Here is an 18229-nt window from a genome sequence, read left to right as displayed (position 1 = left end):
GGCAAAACAGCCATATTTTTGAACAAATTAATTTAATTTGTTTTTTTTGTTGTGGAATCAAAACCCTCTAATTTTAGTTTAAATTCGCGCAAAACTTCATTCTTTTGATTATTAAGAATTTCAACTATTTCTTCTGCACTTTTTCCTTCAGAAACTAGCCGTTTTCTTTCTGATTCAAGTAAAAAGTTAATAAATTCATTTGCAGCATTAATGCTTTCTTGAATATTGTTTGGATTAATATTATTTGCCAATCAAGGAAAATCAATTTGGCTATTTGAGGAAGGCAATGCCTCATAGTTATTCAATAAGTTAATACTACATTCCATTGCTATTCTATCAGTAAGTTCCTTAAATTTTTTTGAACCTAATTTAGTGTAAATTTGATATGGGTTTTTTTGAGCATACTGAACTAAATGAGTGCTACGACGCAATTTGTCCATAACATTAATATGGTCTTGCCATCCTGAATCAAAAACATTTAGGATAATATTTCTTTCTGATTTCACTAATGAAGTTAAACCATATTTTTCAATTATGTTTTGTCTTAAACGGTCATATTCTTTTTTTCAGATATTTGTTATATAATTTTTTAACTCTTCACGATCCATTTTTATAATTTCACCTGGTTCAAATTGATGCTGAGTTAATAGCATAAAATTACGATTTAGATATTCGGCAAAATTATCAAAATCCATTGTGTCATTTTTCTTAACAAAATAAGGATTATTAACAATTTGCTTAACGGCCACATTAAACATCTTGTATATAATTGAACCCAAATCGTCTCGTTCCAAAATTAAGTCGCGTTGTTCGTATATTAGGTCACGTTGTTGTCTAATAACGTCGTCAAAATTTAAAACACTTTTACGACTATCATAGTTAAAACCCTCAATTTTCTTTTGCGCTTTTAAAAATGCTGAACGAATTAATTCACCAGGAATAGGATTTGAACCATATTCCTTAAATATTTCCTTTCATCTATCTTGAACAGAAAATCTCAAAATTAATTGGTCATCTAACGATAAAAAGAATTTAGTATAACCTATATCCCCTTGACGGCCAGAACGACCCTTAAGTTGATTATCAATACGACGTGATTCGGCTTTTTCTGTTCCTAGAACGTATAAACCGCCATGTTCAATAGCTTCTTTTGTTGGCTTAATATCCGTTCCACGTCCTGCCATATTAGTAGCAATAGTTACAGCACTTGCTTGGCCAGCCTTTGAAATAATTTCAGCTTCGCTAGCATCCTGTTTTGCGTTTAAAACAGTATGTGGTATGCCTTCTTGCAACAAATATTCATGCAGAACCTCAGAATCTTCAACTTGTGCTGTTCCAATTAAAATAGGTTGTTTACGTTGAAAGGCTCTTTTTACTTCTTTAACAACGGCCATTCATTTAGAATGCATATCAACATAAATTTCATCTTTTTCATCTTTTCTAATAACTGGTTTATTTGTTGGAACAACATTAACACGCATATTATAGATATCAATAAATTCTTTTTCTTCTGTTTTGGCAGTACCAGTCATACCACTAATTTTTTTAAATAATCTAAAGAAATTTTGATATGTAATAGTAGCAAGTGTCTTTGTTTCTGATTCAATCTCAACTCTTTCCTTCGCTTGAATTGCTTGCTGCAAACCTTCGGAATAGGCGCGCCCTTCCATAATACGACCAGTAAACGAATCTACGAGTTCGATCTTATCATTTCTAACAATATATTCAACGTCAAGCTTCATAACTTTATGAGCTCTTAATGAATTTTGAATTCTATGAACAAGCTCCGAATTTTCAAGATCATATAGATTTCTTAAATTAAAATATTTATTTGCTTTTTCAATTCCTTCATCAGTAAGATAAACAGATTTTGTTTCTTCGTCAATAAAGTAATCATTTTGGTTCAATGTTCTTACAAATAAATCTGCAATAGTATACATTGTACTTTCTTCATGATCACCACCGGATATAATCAATGGTGTTTTAGCTTCATCAATTAGAATAGAATCAACCTCATCCAATAAAATATAATCAAGTCCTCTTTGAACTTTTTCTTCTTTTGACATAACCATATTATCTCTTAGATAGTCAAAACCTAATTCTGAATGAACCGAATAAACAACATCACATGCATAAGCTTCTCTTTTTAAATTAGTATGCATTTGTGCTTTATTAATACCAACACTTAAACCGAGAAATTTAAAAACTTGCCCCATTTCCTCAGCATCACGTTCTGCTAAATACTCATTAACTGTTGAAACAATAACACTATTGCCGCCAATAGCATTTAAATAAACGGGGGCGATAGATGTAATAGTTTTTCCCTCACCTGTTTTCATTTCTGCAACAGAACCTAAGTCAAGAATAATACCACCTATCATTTGCACATCATAAGGTCTTTTGCCTAAAATTCTTTTTGTTGCTTCACGTGAAACAGCAAAAACTTCAGGTCTAATATCGTCCTGACTCTCGCCTAACCTAATTCTTTCGCGAAATTCAATTGTTTTATTTTTCAGTTCCTCATCACTTAATTTGGCAATACTTTCTTCTAATTGATTAATTTTTTTTAATGTTTGCTCTGCAATACGCATTTCAGTTGATTTGAATTTAAAAAATTTCATAATTTAATATTTTATATTAAATTTAGCAAAAAATAGACAAATTAAAACAGACCTATTATAAAGATCTGTTTTAATTAGATTTTGTATATTCTATTTTAACTCAATAATCTTAATGTGTCTTGAGTGAATATATTAGTTACACCAACAATTAAACCATAGATTATGAATCCTAGTATAACTAAACCAGCAACAACAACTGTTAAAATTCCTACAAAACTCAAAACTCTTTTTCCAACTTTTTTTGTTTTTTGTTGATCATTTATAATACTGTAATTTTTATAATCCATAGTTTATCCTTTTGTTGCATTTCCTTGTCTAGAAATAGCAGCCATAATTCTCTTTCTTAAAACAAAGTACACAATCATCATAGGCAAAATAGCTAAAATTGTAGCAGCCATTCTTACCGATAAAATTATTTGTGCTTCGCCACCATCTACTTCAACTCTACCGGTTGTAAATAATCATAAGTTAATTGGTGCATAATAACCAGCAGTTTTACCAGGTGCTGCATCTCACAATAATGCAGGTCATGTATATGAATTCCATGAAGCAAGAGCAGTCAAAATAATAACTGTTCATGTTGTGGCTTTAACCATAGGCAAAGCTACATTAAAGAAGTACTTAATTCCACTTGCCCCGTCAAGCATTGATGATTCCTTAACTGAATTTGGAATAGCTTCAAAAGCGTTTTTATACATATATGCATTAAAAATTGATGTAGCAAATGGGACAACCATTGAAATAATAATTAATGGATTTTTAGTACCGATTCAACCGGCTTTAGAAACTAACGTATATTGTAAAGACAATAAAGTAATTTCAGGAATAACTAACAATGATAATAGCATTCCGAAAAATGCATTTTTTCCTCTTCAATTTCTAAGAGATAATGCATAACCAAGTGTAGTTGCAAAGAATAATCTGACAACAACAGATAAAGCTGTAAATCCAGCTGTAAATACTAGTGCTTGTAGATAACCTTCCTGTAGTGATTGTAGGAAATTACTAAAGTAAAAACTAGTTCCCAAATTGCCACCAAACTCTTTACCATTTGACAAGAATTTTTCATAATCAAATGGTCATCAAGCAATCTTTGAACCTGGTTGGCCATAAAATCTTGGGTCAACAAGCGATTGCTCAATCATAAAGTAAAACGGAAGAACAACTAAGAAACTAAAGAATGTTAATATAGCAATTTTAAATGATCAAGAGAATATTTTGCCTCATACATTTGTTGTTGAATAAGGCTTGGACATTAATTCTTGTTTAGATTTTAAAGCTGATTTTTCTCTTTTGTATCTCAGCTTTAAGCTTGTTGATAACATTTCTTTCTCCCAATTTAGTTTTTAGTTTAAAAATTGATGATACTGATTTCTTCAATGTAAATGAAACTAAGGTACCTAGTATAAATAAGAACACTGAAGCAGCAGCGGTTCTTCCGAATTCTCCAGATTTTGTTGCTTGAAAAATGTAAAGCAATAACGTACTACCATTTTCTGTAATAGAAGCTGAGGCATCGTTATTATATAAGGCCAACGGAAAGACCTTAATACCATTAATAATTCCTATCGTAAATAAGAATGAAATTGTTTTTTGAATTGAAGGTAGGGTAATTTTAAAGAATTGAGACCCACTACTTGCGCCATCAATTGCTGACGATTTATATAAGTCAGGATTAACTGATAACATTGATGTGGTTAGAATTAACACTTGAAAGGCCAATCCTCCTCAAATCCCACGGATCAAGATCACTATAAAGGGATTTCATCTATTACCTGAACCATACAACAGTGGAAAGATAGCACCTTCACTTGTTTTACCAAAAATAGCTGAGAATGTTAGCGAAACAGCTACAGCACCAGTCATGTATGGTAAGAAGAAAACAGTTTGTCAAAAACTACGTGCATATCTTCTAATTACTGTTGTAATAGCAGAACTTATTAATATTGATATTGAAAGCCCTATTGGTAGAGCTACAACAGCATATAGCAATGAATTAACAACTGCTACATCAAATTTAGGATCATTAAAAACCCCTGCTTTTCCTTTTGTTTGATAATAATTTGCTATTGATCATCCGAATCCTCTAAATGATGTTGGGGCACGGAATGATACAATAATAACAAGAATAAATGGAATAATAATCATAAACGCCAAGGCAATTAAGGAAGGCAACATCAATAAAAATGGTTTTCAAAATGGTGTCTTAGTATTTAATATACTTAGAGCTTCCCCTGTCTTTTTGATACGATATTTTTTTCAAAAGTAAGTGTTCATTAAACTCTTTCCTTTGTATCAACATCAAACAAATGGTACAATTCTTTTCTTTTAATACTTAATCTAACGTTTTCACCAATTTCATATTTTGTTTTAGCCGAAAGGAAAACATTAGCAATCTTATCAATTGATTTTATATAAATTTGGGCTTGGATTTCTTTTCCTAGATATTCAACTAATTTAATATCACCAGTAATAATTCCGTTTTCGTCTTCAACCAACGATTCACCGCGAAATCCTAAGTCAATAGTTGCTTTTTTGTAATTTTCAGGGGCTTTAATTAATTTTTGTCCTTCGTAATATACATATCCATCTTTAATTGGTGTTTCAAAAATAGTCATTTCAGGAACACCAAGGAATTTAGCAACAAATTCATTTTTAGGCGTTAAATAAAGTTCCATTGGAGCGCCAATTTGTTGAACTTTGGCAGTAGACATGCAAATAATTTTGTCACTAATAGACATAGCTTCTTCTTGATCGTGGGTAACAAAGACTGTTGTAATTCCAAGTTCTTGTTGAATAGAACGTATCCATTTTCTTGTAGAAACACGTAGCTTAGCATCAAGGTTTGATAATGGTTCATCCAATAGAAGAATCTTTGGTTTCTTAACAATAGCTCTAGCAATAGCAACACGTTGTTGTTGCCCCCCTGATAACTGCGTTGGTCTCTTACGTAAATTTTTAGTAATTTCAACTCTTTGAGCAACATCTAAAACATCTCTAATAATTGCTTCTTCTATTGTTAAAACATCTTTGCCTAAAATTCTAATTTCTTTTTGTAAATCATCTGGCAATAAAGCAATTAATTCATTTAATGACTTCTTTAAATTTCTTGTTTTTATATTATTGCTTTCTAAAATTGGAATAATTAAAGAACGAATAGCTTCTTTGTATACTGTTTCCGTCTCAATCTTCGTATGTTTTAAACGTTCCTTAATTTGCTTAATTTGCATTCCGATAGAATCGATCTTTTGAACAACAATTTTTTCTCTCAAAATTTGTTTTGCTTCATTGACCTTTTGAGTATATTCAAGTCTACTTTCATTATATCTTTTAACATACTCATTTTTAAGATTCTTAATCTTTTCTTTAAGATGTTGTTTAATTTCTTTTCTTTTATTAGAAAATTCAACTATAATACTCTTTTGCTTTTCAAATAAATCACCACACCCTGACTTATCTCTAACCATCATAATTTCAATTTGTTCTTTAATTTCACTTATTCTTGCAGCGCGTTCAATTTCTAAGTCATTAAGTAACTTATTTGTTTCTTCCCTAACATCTTTAATATCTTTTAAAACTTTTTTAGTTAAATTAGATAAGATAGCCGTTTTTTTAGTAACAATGAAATTATAGTTATTTACTTCATTATCAATAATATTGTTATATTGTGTTTTTAACTCAGTTAAATAATTTCTTGTTTCGCGCGGATTATCAATAGTGTGGTATAGTTTTGTTCTTGTTTCAGAAATAAGTTCTTCAGAAACACCATAGAACTTAAATATTAGTTCAAATATTTTTTGTTGAGCTAATTTTGATTTTTCAATAATTTCTTCTTTTCAGTGTTTATCATTCAATAGTGGAAATGCTATGTTATCATAAACAGTCATATGAGGGTATAAAGCGTAATTTTGGAACACTAACCCCAATTCTCTTTGTTGAGGTGAAAACTTTGTAACATCTACACCAGAGAAAAATAACTTTCCACTTGTAGGACGCAACAAGCCAGAAATGGCATTCAGAGTAGTAGTTTTACCTGAACCTGAAGGGCCTAGCAATGTAACTAACTCTCCTTTTTCAATCGCAAAAGAAGCATTATCAACAGCTAGTGATTCACCAAAGTCAATGACTAAATCCTTGACTTCGATCGCAGGAACTAATTTTTTAGCCTGATAACGTTCTTGAGAAAAACCGTGAATATGGCTTTGCGTTATTTTTTTATTTTCCTTTTTCATTTATTTTACTTCTTTCTTTGATTGTTTAGTTCCTAAAAATTCAAAAATATTATTTTGTGGATTAACAAATTTTTGTTTATTTTTTTTCTCAATATTAAATGGATACATAAATTGATATGCATCATTAATCAAATCAGAGCCATGAGCTTGATATTCTTTTGACAAATCAACTGGCAATTTAAATTTAAGGTTAAGGTCTTGACCGCCGACAGAAATATTAACACCTTCTTTAGCATAAAATCCTTTATTGTTGAAATATCCGTCATTAAAAGCCCTTGCAGCATAAGGTAATAAATAAGACAATACTGCGCTCTTTTCGGTTTTTTCATAATCATTAACAAATGTTTTAAAATCTAAAGCGTCAATTCTTGGTAATGTCCAACCATTAGCCAACATTTCAATACTAAAGTTTTTTTCAAATGAATCGCCAAAGAATACATACGCAACGTATCTACTATATGAATTATTAGACCAATTATCAGATACTAGTCTTACATTTTTACCTTGAAGAATATTCTCAACATAAGCACTATCAAGATTTGATAATTTTCTTTCACGCTCTGTTGTACCCTTAGTATTTTGCTCTAAAGTATCAATTAATGGAATTCTAATCTTAATTTTTTGTCCATTCTCAAAGGTTGTTTTTGAGGTCAGATTTTTTTTGATTGTAACTTCGATAGTATCACCATCAAATACTTGAGTTACTTGCCCCTCAACAGCCCCAAAGTTTTCTCATAATGATAAAGCGATTTTTTTAGTTGTCCCTTTTTCCACATCATCAATAATTTCAGTTTCAATAACATTATCTAATGTTTTCCCAACACTGTGATAATTGCTAGGTTCAAATAAAAAAGTAGCATTTAATTTTAAATTATCATAGTATTCTTTTGTTTTTTCATTTTGACAAGAAACGGACAATAGTGGAAAGGTAAAAATTGGTGCTAATAAAAATAATTTTATTTTTTTCATTTCTTCCCTTTTGTTAAAAAAACACAAAAATTTTGTATTTTTTTATTTTGATATTATGCAAATAATTTAAGAATTTCATTAATAAAATCTTCAAATTTAACTGGTTTTTTATTTAAAACCTTGTTAACAATAGCTCTACCAGCGGAACCAATTGATTCTCTTAGTTTATCAGAAGATGTTGAATAAACGTCTTCTGCTGGTTGATATTCATTGCTATTTGTTTGGATTTTTTTGAAGTTTTCAAATGCAATTTTTGATGCTCTATTTAAACCTTTAATTTTATTTACATCTTGATTAATGTAATCTGCAGTTGGCGAAATATAGCTACCAAAGTAATTAAATGCATCAATTGGCTTAACATCTTTGTATTCAGTAGTTCTACCTTTATTTGTAAAACTTATTGATGCTATTTTTTCCTTAAACAATCATTGTACAAATAATTGGGTTGCCTTATCTTCTTTTTCATTAGCATGAATCAAAACAAGTGAAGGCCCTTGAATAAATACTGATTTTTTATCTTTAGAAGCATCTTTAACCAATGGAGTACTAATTCAATCAGCATCTTTAAAATTCAATAATTTATCAGCGGTAAATACTAATTGTGAAATTAAACTCTTATCAACTAATACATATGAATTTCCATCATTAACAAATGTTGGACCTAATGAAACTACTCTCTTTATTTCATCAGCACTAAGTGCAATTTTTAGTGTACTTGATAAAACTAGGTTATTGTTTTCAACACTTCCGGCTAATAAGCGATAATTATTATTTTTATTAAATTCATCAACTAATTTTGCCCCGACTTCTTTAGATGCTAATTGTTTATCATATTGGTCAACAGTAGTACCTTGTGATAAATTATTTGCATAGATATTATTTATGTGTTTTCCTGATTTGAATTTTAATACAACATCATTGCCATCTTTATCGTTTTTATTTACAAGTTCATATAATTTTTCAACTTTATTTTTTTGATCCTTAATATAATTTATTGTTTCTGTATCACCATTTATATATGTATGTGAGTATCCGGCTGTTGAACCAATGCTTATTGCCATATTATGTTTAGTTAATAAGCTTGAACCATAAGCTCCACCACCACCAATTCAAACTGCTCCAGATTTAATACCATCAAAAATAGTTTTTGTTATTTTTTTAAATAATTCATTTTGGAATGTGCCATTTTGTTTAAACGATTCATAATCATACCCACCAGTAAGATCATGACCTGATGAAGGATTAATATATTGTTCACTTACATTACCCTTAGTAATAGCAACATTCATAACATTAACAACTGATGCTAATGAGTCAATGCCTAAAATAGGTTTATTTAAATCACTTGGATATAATTTTTTGGCAGCAATAGCAAAATTAATTAACTTATCATATTCTTGAAAAATAGAGTCATCAAGTGTTAAATTTAGTTCTAAGATACTTTTTTTAGCAGCTTCCATATCAGTAGCTTTGCTCTTTGCTCACTCAGTGTCTACGTATCGAGCATCACTCTGCGATGTTTTTTTGTAATAATCAATGTATTCTTTAACTTTTTTGGTTGAAGCATCTTCGCCCATTTTTACACCAGCATCTTTTAATTCTTTTAATAATTTACCTAAAAGAACTTTATTAACTGATTGCATTTCAGAAGATCTTGAAAATGGCACTACTCATTTTTCTTTTGATTCTAGATTACCACCAATTTCATCATTAACATGCTTAAATGCTTCGGCAATATTCAAATTTTCATAAACATCATTTGGTAAGGCCAAATTCATGTCCAACTTTGCCAATATAGATGCAGCAGTTGGGTAGTTAATCATTATATTTCAAAATTCTTTTGTTTCTTTTGCACTTAATTTAGTTTCTAAGGCATTTGTTGAATAACCATTTGGTGTAAAAACGATTTCAACAGGTAAATAACCTTTTTCAGTCTTTTTAGCTTGTTCTTCAGCTGAACCAGATTTTAATCATTTGTTAAATTCACTAACAATAGTTTTTAATCCAATACCTTGAACATTATTTTCAGAAAAACCAGTAGCAATTTTTAATTTGCCATCATAAACTTGGTCATATCTAGCACTAGAATGTGAAGGACCACATGATGCCAAAAACATAGGGACTGCAAAAAGTGATAAACCACTTAATGAGAATAAAATTTTATTACTTTTTTTCATTATTTATCCTTTCATTTTTTTACTTAAAAACAAAAAACAATAACGATCAGAAAACTAATCGTTATTGTTCAGTTGTGAAATGTGAGTTTTGATTTGGGTAATTCACAATATAAATTTTACTACTTTTTAAATTTTATTAATTTAATAAAAGCGACGGATTTTTATCAATTCATTCGATTTTAAACCCAAAAATAGCATTTAAATTGCTAAGAAACTTATGCAAATTAATTTTAAAATATATTATTTTTTCTAGGTTTTAGCTAGTTTAACATTTTTTGAACTATATTTCTTTACAAATGTTCTTAATTTTATTAACGAATGATTTAATGATGATCTTGACTTATAAATTTTTTTACTAGCCAATAGTTCCACCAGGTTAGATAGACTACTATCAAGATTATTTTTTTTAATTTTAAAGAAAGCTAATTCCTGCTTAGTAAAAAGAAATGTTAGGTTATTTTTTTGCACAAAATCATAGTTTTCTAAAAACTGGATATTAGCATTAGCAATTCGTTGTTGATTATATATATCAAAGTTTGTAATGCGATTTATATTATTAAAATAATCTCGTTCAATTTTATATTCTTCAAGTTGATAATATGAATTAACCGTTTCAATGGCTTTTAAAAAATCACAAATATGTTCAATTTTTTTTAAATAAATTAAAAATTTATTTTCTCTTTTTAATAATTTAAATTCAAGATTATATTTATTTAGTATAGTCAAACATTGTAGAGCATTATCAAAATTATAAAACTTCAATTCAAGATGATTTGAAGAACTCTCAAAATTTGAGACTGAGCCAGATGCTAAAAAGATGCCAGAAAAATATTCACGTTCATATTTTAATTTTCCGTTATAAAAATCTGCAATTTCAATAACAAATTCATTTTTTCTCTCTAAAAAATAAGGAATTGATTGTTCTACTAAAAGCTGCTTAATAAATTCAAATATTATTTTATTATTAATGATTAATTTAAAAGCATTTTCTTCTATTTTTGACGTAGCAAAAACACCACTTAACAAGTTTAATTTATCTTGTTTTTTTAATGGTCTATTTATAATTTCTTCTTTGATTGTTTGAGTAAACGTTTTATTTCCCATAAGTTTATTTTAGTTATATTATATTAACACATTTTTAAATAAATAAAATATGTCCTTTATTGTGGAACATATTTTATTTAAAATTATTTTATTTCTTTTAATTGTGGAAATAAGAGAATATCTCTAATTGAATCATTTTGAGTTAGAAGCATTACCAAACGGTCGATCCCAATTCCGCAGCCACCTGTTGGCGGAAGACCATATTCTAAAGCGTTAACAAAATCTCAATCAATTTCGTTTGCTTCTTCATTACCATTTTCTCTTTCCTCAAGTTGGGACTCAAATCTTTCTAGCTGATCAATAGGATCTGAAAGCTCAGTAAACATATTAGCAAATTCTTTGGTTCCAATAAATAATTCTGCTCTTTGAGTAAAACGGTCATCATCTAATTCTTTAAATGCTAAGGGACTAATCTCAATGGGATGGCCATAAACAAATGTAGGTTGTATTAATGTTTCTTCGATATATTTCTCAAATAGTTCATTAATAACGTGACCTAACTTATAATATTTTTGCGTCTTGATTCCATGTTGTTTAGCTAATTCAAGGGCCTGAGCATCACTTAAATTACGGACATTAATTCCTATTTTTTGCGAAACGGCATCAACCATATTAATCTTTGCAAAAGGGTATTTAAATTCTATTTCATAGCCGTTAAATTTAACATTTTTAATATTTAACTTTGTGGTTAAGTGTTTAAATACGCCTTCCGTTCTTTCCATCATTCCTCACATATCTGAATATGCTTCATAAAATTCAATTGAGGTAAATTCAGGATTGTGTGTACTATCAACCCCTTCATTACGGAAAATACGTCCAATTTCATAAACTCTTTCCAGACCACCAACAATACATTTTTTTAATGGCAATTCTGTGGCTATTCTTAAATAGAATTCACGGTTTAAAGCATTATAAAATGTTTTAAAAGGTCTAGCTGCAGCTCCACCTAATATTGGTTGCAATACAGGAGTGTCAACTTCGAGATAATCTAAATTATCAAAAAATTCACGTACACCTTTAATAATTTTGGTTCTTAAGATAAAAGTATTTTTTGATTCTTCATTAACTATTGTATCAACATAACGATGTCTACGTCTTTCTTCTGCATCAACTAAACCATGGTATTTATCAGGCAATGGTTTTAATGACTTTGTTAATAAAACAAGTTTTGAGGCCTTGATCATTAATGCTTCGGTATGGGTTTTAGAGATAAATCCCTCAACACTAATAATGTCACCTAGATCTAATTGTTTTAAAACTTCTTGAGAAAATTCATCTAATATTTTTTTATCAATATAAATTTGCATTTTACTATTGCGGTCCTGTAATACTAAAAAAGGACCACGTTGAGCGACAACCCTACCATTAAAAACAACAAATTTATTTTCAGCATCAATTGCTTCTCTTGTTTTGCTTTCATACAATTTCATTATTTCTTGCGATGAAATTGTTGGTCTAATAGTTGAATTAAATGCTCTAATATTTTTTTGCGCTAAGATTGAAATTTTGTTTCTTCTTATTTGTTCTTGTTCTGAATATTTTCTTTCCATAAATTTATATAATCTTTCAAAATAATATCCTAATCGTAATAAGGAATGATGTGAATATGTGTTCTAAAAATTGCTTGTCCAGCAGCTTCATTATTATTTATAACTAATTTGAAACCAGAAGCATTAAGCTTATCTGTTTGTAATAAAGCTAATTTTCTAGCTTTTTTGACCAATTTAACCAAGTTTTCTTCTTCAATATCGTATAAGTTTTGTGAAAACTCTTTTGGTACAACCAAGAAATGGCCTTTTTCTACTGGATCAATATCTAGAAAAGCAATAACATCAGCGTCCTCATAAATAATTGTTGCGGGTATTTCTCTATCAATAATTCTCTGGAATGTATCTTTTTCCATAATTTTCTTTTTTTTAAATTAATCCTTCCACTTTAAATAATTCTAAAACAATTGGGTTTAGCTCTGTTAACTTAAATCCTAGATTGTCTATTATGTACTTATTAGCCTCTCTAAACAAAGTGTTTCCTTTTGAGACAACAATATAGTTAGCAATAATACTTTGTTGTGTTGCATCATTTCATGGGGTATTTTCAAAAGTAAAAATTTTCTTATCAACAATTTCATTTTTTAGATTTTTTACTTTTTTAGATAAATATAATGGTGCTAATTTAATTACATATGAAGCATCAATTTTTTTATCATTAATAACATCGATAAATGTTGGATACTTATCTAGGTTATAATCATTTGCATTAGTTTGGTCTATAAATTTCTTATCCTTATATTCTAATTCAGCACTAAAATCGTAATAATGTCTCGATCCAAGTTCCTTAATACTTAATCTCATTGGCGCTCTTAGAATTTGACCACTAAAAGTTATCGAGTCTTTTAATTCAAACATAAGAGTATATTTTTTGTTTTCTAAAGTTATTTCTTTAGTAAATACTTTTTCATTATCATTTTGTCTTGTAAGGCCTTCGAATTCAATATCCTTAGCATTAAATACTTTTAAATTTTCTTCCTTATCTTGTTTAGATTTGAGCGATGCTGTGGCCTTAATTTTTGGTAACTTCTTTTCTTGAGCAAGAATTTTTGCTAATTTAAAATAGTCCTGGTCTAATACTTTTTTAGTTTTTGGATCTACAAAACCAAAAACAGGTGAAGTAAATTTTTTGGCTGTGTAAAATGAGTTTGATAAATCGCCTGTTGTTTCTGAATTAGCAACAATTCCGTTAAATGCTCTTAATGTTTTAAGTTCAAATCCTTCTGAAGCACCAGTTTTTAAAATATATTCGGGATATTTGGCAACCGGATTGTAATCATACTGTTGAGTTTTTTTAGGATTATATGATGCTAGATTGTTAAAATCGTTAAAGGTTGAAATATTTGCCTTACCAATTCTTAAATTCATATCTTTTGTATCAGTAAATGATCATCTTTGGATAAGGGGGTTTTCAAGAAGATACTTAATTAAATAAAGATTATTACTTGAAAAATCAAGGGCATCATAAATATCTTTTTTTAACAATGTAGTTGAATCTTTCTTTATTTCCTCTTCGAGACTTACTTGATATTTATCTAGGCCATTTTGATTAACGGATAGTTTTTTAAACTCATCTCTTGATTTTAATAGATAAATTTTAGAAACTAGCATTTTTTCTAACTCTAATCTAAGATTTTCCTGCAAGAATTTAGAATTCTTCATTAAAAATATAAATTCATCTTCGCTAGGAATATTTTCAGGGGCTGGATTATAGGTGCTAGTGTCAATATTTAATCGAATAAAATCATGTTTTAGATTTCAAAACTTTTGAGCATCAGTATTTAGTGAAACAGAGGCATAATATTTAAATAAGTCATATAAATCTTTATGAAGCTGATTATTTTTATTTTCAATCGCAGAAGCAATTTTGTCTTTTTGATTAATATTTTTTAAATCATTAACATAAAATTTTTCAAGATATGTATCAACAACTGATAAAATCATTTGATTCTTTGATGTTTGCTGTTTTAAAAAACCTGATTGATAACCCGGGGTTTCAACATTATTTTGTGATTTATTATTTGCACATGATACTAGTAATGGAACACCAGAAAATATTAGAGGTGATAAACTAAGCAATACTTTTGAAAGTTTTTTCATTTTTTTCCTTTCCTTATAAAAACTTTTCTATTCTAAAACATATTTAACTATGATGTCAAATAAATAAGAAATAATATCTTTATTATCATGTGGTTTAATTATAAATTTATTTGTATTTGTATCATATTCGAAGTCAGCTACAAGATTATCATTAATTTGTTTCTTAATAAAATCTTTTATTTGACCATATTTTTTATTTACAATAGTTGCCTTATTTGTTTGTTCTAGTGTTGAAATATAGTTTAAAGCTCCTTTAATATCTGCATCATCAAAGTTTTTTTCTTTATCCGAATCAATAGGAGTAAATTTTTGTTGTTTTAAATATTCTTTGAATGTATCTTGTGAAAGAAGATCGTTAATTTGATATGTAGTATCTAATATATCGGCAAAAATAGTATTTAAATTGAATAATTCACTAGTAAATGTATTTTTGTAATTTGCTTTTGATTTAATTGCTAAATCTTTAACAATTAATTTTTGAACAGCTTCCACTGTATCAAACTTGTGTAAATTTTGAATTAATATTCCTTTTGAAGATACTGAAACAAAATTTTCTCCGACCTTGTAAATAGCGTTAATTTTATTGTCCTTATTACCTTTCGCAAATACATCTTTAAATGCATTTCCAAACAATTTGTTAAATTCCTTATCTTCAAGGTTATTAATTATTTTCTCAACTTCGTTATTATACTTAGCATATTCCTCAACGTAATCAGCATTTTTTTCTTTTGAAGCAGGTTCCGCATTCAATGCACTCTCAAGTTTTGACTTAAAATTTGTTTCAAGATTATTATAACCACTAAGTGATTTTAAAACCTCAATTAGCTTTTTCTTTAAATCCTTAAACAAATCATTCTTTTGAGTATATTTATAAATACCTTTATCAGTTTGTGCGTCACCTAGTAAAATTGATAGTAGCCCAAAGTATGAAGATGGTTCACTTGAAGAAATTGCTTGTTTTAAATTAACAAAACCCTTTGACCCAAATTTTGAAGCATTTGCCTTATCAGCTGATAAATATTCAATTAATGTCTGGTCATTTTTTGCATGTCTTTCATCATCTGAAGTAATGTTATCGTTTTTTATTAATGTGCTAAATCCTCTAAAATCATTTAATGCATCAATTGCAAGTTTTAATTTATTGTGCGTATTATCTTCCGGATATGCTGAAAACTTAAGAAGATTAATTATTTCAGCCTTTGTTACAACTCATGGTTTTTCAGCGCCGGTTGTATCTTGATGAGCAGACAATGAAAATTCTGATAAAATGGCTTGTTTTCTGTCGATTCATGGCTTGATAAATCTTTCAGGATTTCTAAATTCCTTAACAAATGATGTTGTAACAAACATCGGAATTTTGATTGAAGCTTGTGAATTTGTTTGTGACTCAATCGAATCCTCTGCTGGCAATACATAATTTTTGTTTTCATGAGCAAAAGGCAAAAATATTTTTTGGCCTTTTTTAGCTATTTCAACTTTTTTGCCATTGTATTCATAAAAAACATCTTTATTGGCTAGTATACCATTTTTTAATTCATTGTATGTTCAATCAGTATTAACTTCGGTTTTATATCTACGATAAGCATTTTTGTTGATTTCTAAATTAACTCGGTATTCCAAAGCTTGTTTCTCATTTTTTGATGATCCTCATGATGGCTTCGAAATCTCTTCTAAGAATTTTTCTTCTCATTTTTGTTCAAGGCCGTATTGCTTTTGATACTGTCTTTTTAAATCATCAATTTCTTTTTGCACTTTTTCTTTAATTTTATCAATCGAATCTAGGGCAAAAGATTTTTCATCTGTTTTTGCTTTGTCGGCATTATAAACTGCTTGATATCATAAAGAAGCCTCATACTCTTTCTCATAAAGATATTTGGCAATGTTTTTTTCAATAGAATCAAAAATATTTTTGTTTTTATTTGTTAGAGTAGGATTTTTGTCTAGCTCGCCATATGTTAAAGTTTTAATAGAACCATCTGGTTGAATGATTTTAATAATTGAGCTTTTTTCATCCAATATTGGAGTTGGAGCAGGTAGGGCCTTCGAAGCTTGAACAAGTGGAATAGAAATACCAGCTGCTAAAACAGCTGAAATGGCGGTTGCTCAAAAAGTTCCTCAAATGACCTTTTTTCTCTTAGCTTTTTGTTCAGTGGTTATTTGTTTTTTAAATTTTTCTGACATATTTGCCTTTCATTCTGAATATAGTAATGTACAAATAAAAATATTCATATTTAATTAATTAAATAAGATAACAAAATTTTACCACTTTTTACATATATTTTGCTAACAACAAAACCAAGTTAACACAGGCAGGTTAAGCAATATTTAGTAGAGAATTAGCAAATTAAATAAATTAAGGTAAAAATAAATTTAAATTATAATTTTAAAATATGACTAAAATTTTTAACCATAAACTTGACATCTTGAAAGAATTTATTAATATTTGTAGTAAGCATGAGCTCTGATATAGTCTTGATTTTAATAGTCTTTTAGCAGTGGTTAATAACCTGGAATATTGAAATGAAACTGATCATTATGAAGCAATGATGACTTTTGAATCATATGAAAAACTAAGACAATTATATCCACACAAGGTAATTGATTCGGTCAAACACTCTGACTATTATTCGTTACAAAATAAATTTGTTGAAGATAGTAAAAATATATACAATGATTGCCCTTTTGTTGATATTAATTTAATCATTCCCACAACGATTAAAAAAATAAAAAAGATGTATAAATTTTCTAATAAAAGTAAAAGCTTTATACAATATTATGCTACTATGAATTATTCAAATATTCCTAAAATTAAAAACAAAATTATTATTTCTAAATTCCTAAAGGCTTTAAAAAAATCGATAAACTATAAGGATTTAGTAAATGATCTAAACGATGATATGTATGAAGGTTTTGTTATAACATCACCAATAATTAATCATTTTTTTCTAACAAAATGATTAACAAATACTAACTATAACATTCGTATTTTTGAAAAAGATGGGCTAAAACTTCATGTTATAAATGAATATCAAAATTATTTAAGAAACATCTTTGGAAGTGATTGAAAAAACATTAAAGAAATTGCAGTTCCATATCACTTTGGCTCATGTATCGACATTATAAAAAGTGTTTCTAACAACGATGATAAATAATTAAGATTTTCTTAAATTAAAATAAAAAACCAGTTTATTACTGGCTTTTTTTCTTCAACTAATTACGCTCTTTTTTCAGCTATTCTTCTTTTTTTGGTTTGAGTAGCAACTTTTATTCTAGCAATACCAAATACAATTGCTGAAACAATTATTAATATTAGCGTAATACATATGAATACAAGTAATACTATTTTCGTCAATGTGAATGCAGAGATAAATAAAGCGATCCATATTGGTAAGCAAGATGATAACATGCAATATGAGGATACTATGTAAGATTTTTTAATTTTCTTTGATAGCAAAAATGCTGATAGAGCAATAATAGCA

At 28.4% G+C, this 18229-nt stretch carries 13 protein-coding genes; 1 reads left to right on the top strand and 12 read right to left on the bottom strand.

Annotated features, from left to right (window positions below; genetic code table 4):
- Positions 1 to 32: 32 nt before the first annotated feature.
- The 12 genes from secA to ACWXVO_RS00735 form a co-directional block, all read right to left on the bottom strand.
- Complete coding sequence (secA, locus tag ACWXVO_RS00790) at positions 33 to 2621, bottom strand: preprotein translocase subunit SecA (protein ID WP_456001954.1); 2589 nt, start codon at positions 2619 to 2621, stop codon at positions 33 to 35.
- Positions 2622 to 2716: 95 nt separating this feature from the next.
- Entirely contained in the window at positions 2717 to 2908 is a 192-nt protein-coding gene (locus tag ACWXVO_RS00785; RefSeq protein WP_438340334.1) for a hypothetical protein, read from the bottom strand.
- Between the two features lie 3 nt (positions 2909 to 2911).
- Positions 2912 to 3946, bottom strand: coding sequence for a carbohydrate ABC transporter permease (locus ACWXVO_RS00780; RefSeq protein WP_455993653.1), 1035 nt, complete (start codon positions 3944 to 3946; stop codon positions 2912 to 2914).
- Complete coding sequence (locus ACWXVO_RS00775; protein ID WP_438340336.1) at positions 3888 to 4898, bottom strand: carbohydrate ABC transporter permease; 1011 nt, start codon at positions 4896 to 4898, stop codon at positions 3888 to 3890. The genes ACWXVO_RS00780 and ACWXVO_RS00775 overlap by 59 nt, the downstream gene beginning before the upstream one ends.
- A complete protein-coding gene (locus tag ACWXVO_RS00770; RefSeq protein ID WP_456001951.1) occupies positions 4898 to 6853 on the bottom strand; it encodes an ATP-binding cassette domain-containing protein in 1956 nt (651 codons plus the stop codon). The genes ACWXVO_RS00775 and ACWXVO_RS00770 overlap by 1 nt, the downstream gene beginning before the upstream one ends.
- Positions 6854 to 7822 (bottom strand): thermonuclease family protein, encoded by a 969-nt coding sequence (locus ACWXVO_RS00765; RefSeq protein WP_455966360.1) that lies wholly within the window; start codon positions 7820 to 7822, stop codon positions 6854 to 6856. It lies immediately after the preceding gene.
- A gap of 53 nt (positions 7823 to 7875) precedes the next feature.
- Positions 7876 to 9999: a P68 family surface lipoprotein gene (locus ACWXVO_RS00760; RefSeq protein ID WP_456001948.1), complete on the bottom strand. Its 2124-nt coding sequence runs from the start codon at positions 9997 to 9999 to the stop codon at positions 7876 to 7878.
- A 249-nt stretch (positions 10000 to 10248) separates the two neighbouring features.
- Complete coding sequence (whiA, locus tag ACWXVO_RS00755) at positions 10249 to 11103, bottom strand: DNA-binding protein WhiA (RefSeq protein ID WP_456001945.1); 855 nt, start codon at positions 11101 to 11103, stop codon at positions 10249 to 10251.
- 83 nt (positions 11104 to 11186) lie between these two features.
- A complete protein-coding gene (gene lysS / locus ACWXVO_RS00750) occupies positions 11187 to 12653 on the bottom strand; it encodes a lysine--tRNA ligase (RefSeq protein ID WP_456001942.1) in 1467 nt (488 codons plus the stop codon).
- Between the two features lie 29 nt (positions 12654 to 12682).
- Positions 12683 to 13006: a histidine triad protein HinT gene (hinT, locus tag ACWXVO_RS00745; RefSeq protein ID WP_456001939.1), complete on the bottom strand. Its 324-nt coding sequence runs from the start codon at positions 13004 to 13006 to the stop codon at positions 12683 to 12685.
- 13 nt (positions 13007 to 13019) lie between these two features.
- Complete coding sequence (locus tag ACWXVO_RS00740; RefSeq protein WP_456001936.1) at positions 13020 to 14750, bottom strand: HinT-interacting membrane complex lipoprotein P60; 1731 nt, start codon at positions 14748 to 14750, stop codon at positions 13020 to 13022.
- A gap of 27 nt (positions 14751 to 14777) precedes the next feature.
- Positions 14778 to 16931, bottom strand: coding sequence for a HinT-interacting membrane complex protein P80 (locus ACWXVO_RS00735; protein ID WP_456001933.1), 2154 nt, complete (start codon positions 16929 to 16931; stop codon positions 14778 to 14780).
- A gap of 209 nt (positions 16932 to 17140) precedes the next feature.
- Between ACWXVO_RS00735 and ACWXVO_RS00730 the strand changes: the two genes are divergently transcribed.
- Positions 17141 to 17902, top strand: a complete 762-nt coding sequence (locus tag ACWXVO_RS00730) for a hypothetical protein (RefSeq protein WP_456001930.1) — start codon at positions 17141 to 17143, stop codon at positions 17900 to 17902.
- Positions 17903 to 18229 lie beyond the last annotated feature (327 nt).

Source organism: Mycoplasma sp. 1890 (assembly GCF_053851615.1).
Note: the sequence above shows the minus strand (reverse complement) of the source record. Positions and strands in the feature narration are given on the sequence as shown.